The 1,660-nt window shown below is 62.5% G+C and carries 2 protein-coding genes; both read right to left on the bottom strand.

Translation table 11 applies throughout. The features are described 5' to 3' along the window. Window positions 1-248, bottom strand: a 248-nt coding sequence (locus VJR90_09135) for an IMP dehydrogenase (GenBank protein ID HKV97638.1), incomplete at its 3' end; no start/stop codon positions are given. A 221-nt stretch (window positions 249-469) separates the two neighbouring features. Next, on the bottom strand, window positions 470-1,660 hold a 1,191-nt coding region (locus tag VJR90_09130; protein ID HKV97637.1), incomplete at its 5' end, for an ISNCY family transposase.

Here is a 1,660-nt window from a genome sequence, read left to right as displayed (position 1 = left end):
TCAGACGCCTGGCGCACAATGGACATCATGCGATGAATGAAGCCGATGCCACCCTGTTGCGCAAGGGCGATCGCGAGGCGCGATTCGGTCACAGTGTCCATTGCCGAGCTTACGATGGGAATGTTCAACGGAACATGGCGGGTCAAGAGCGTTCGGGTTTCAACCTGGGCAGGTAATACTTCGGACTTGCCGGGGCGCAAAAGCACATCATCAAACGTTAGCGCCTCGGAGATGTTGCCATCGATCATAATGTTACCTTGCTGAAGACGGCTTTCGGACTTGAACATCCGATTCTAGTTCCCTTCGCCAGGGTGGTCAAGGCGGCTGCCCCCTCGGATGTTCTTAGCAAGTTAAAATGTCCGCTTTTTATAGCAAGTGAAATGTCCGGTTTCGCCTTTCCTTCGGCGCTACCCGAAGGAGCCCGTAGGGCGACTGAGGTTAGCGCCGAACAGCGCCCCCGCGCCCTCATTCAGGCCGCCTTCCCCTTGCGGCCGGGCTTCCTCACTTCCGGCTGCATGAATTCGCCTGCGGCGCTATACCGGCCCAGGACGTGAGGGCCGTAGAGCACGCTCCACCGGTTGTCCAGATGCTCGCAGACCGTTACCCGGCAACCCGCCAAGGTCCCACGCCAGCGGCTCTTCTCGATCTGCAGAACACGGTGGTCCAGGCGGACCGTGTTGTCCCGATTCACGGTCCGTTCGTGCTGGATCGAAAAAACGCGGTCCAGGTCCCGGCCCTTCGCCTTCACGAACGCGTGCCCGGACTCGACCGCCGCCACCGTGAACCGCCGGTTGAACTCCGCCACGTAACGCTCGCGCAGGAAACGATTCGCCTCCTCCACGCTCTTGATCGCGGCCAGCCGCAGCTCCTGCGGCAGACGCCCTTGCCAGGTCTGAAACGCCCGCTCGCTCCGCCCCCGCGCTTGCGGCGAGTAGGCCGGAATCATCTCGATCCCCAACTCCTTCATCGCCCGCCCCACCTGCGTCAGCCGGTTCCGGTCCACCGCCTCGCCCGCCTTCGGCGTCACGAAGAAATGACTGGCCCGGTCGCTGTAGAGCGCGCAGAACACGCCTCGCTCTTCCACGACCTGGCGCAACGCCGCCATCACCGTCCGCGTCGATTCCTCCTCCACCAACTGGGCGTAGTAGACCTCGTTGGTGGCATCGTCCATCACCGCTATCAGGTCATACCAGCGGTCGTCCTGGAACCATCGGTGCTCGCTTGCATCCAGATGCAGCAGCATCCCCGGCAGCGGCCGCCGCGCTCGGCGCTTCCGGTGTACGCCGCGCTTCCGCCCCTTCGCCACCAGCCCGGCTCCTTGCAGCGCCAGCTTCACCCACGTATAGCTCAGCCCGATCTGGTGCTCCTCGACCAGCTTCTCGCGAAAGTGTCGCACATTGAGATCGAAATACGTCTCCCGATACAACTCCATGAGTTTCTCCACCGTTTCCACCGGCACGCGCCGAGGACTCGGCTTGCCTCGCCGCCGGTCGTACAGCCCGTCGTAGCCGTAGATCTCGTACCGCTTCTTCCACCGTCGCATCTGCCGGTCACTGATCCCGAGAATCTCGGCCGCTTGCCACCAGGTGATCTTCCTGGCCATCGCTCGCAAAATCACTTCCTGCACTTTCATCGCCCGCTCCGTCGCGGCTGCACCGTA

The organism is Gammaproteobacteria bacterium (genome assembly GCA_035279405.1).
Lineage (GTDB): Bacteria > Pseudomonadota > Gammaproteobacteria > Natronospirales > REEB76 > REEB76.
The sequence above is the reverse complement of the archived record's forward strand: the minus strand, read 5'-3'. Positions and strand labels throughout refer to the sequence as shown.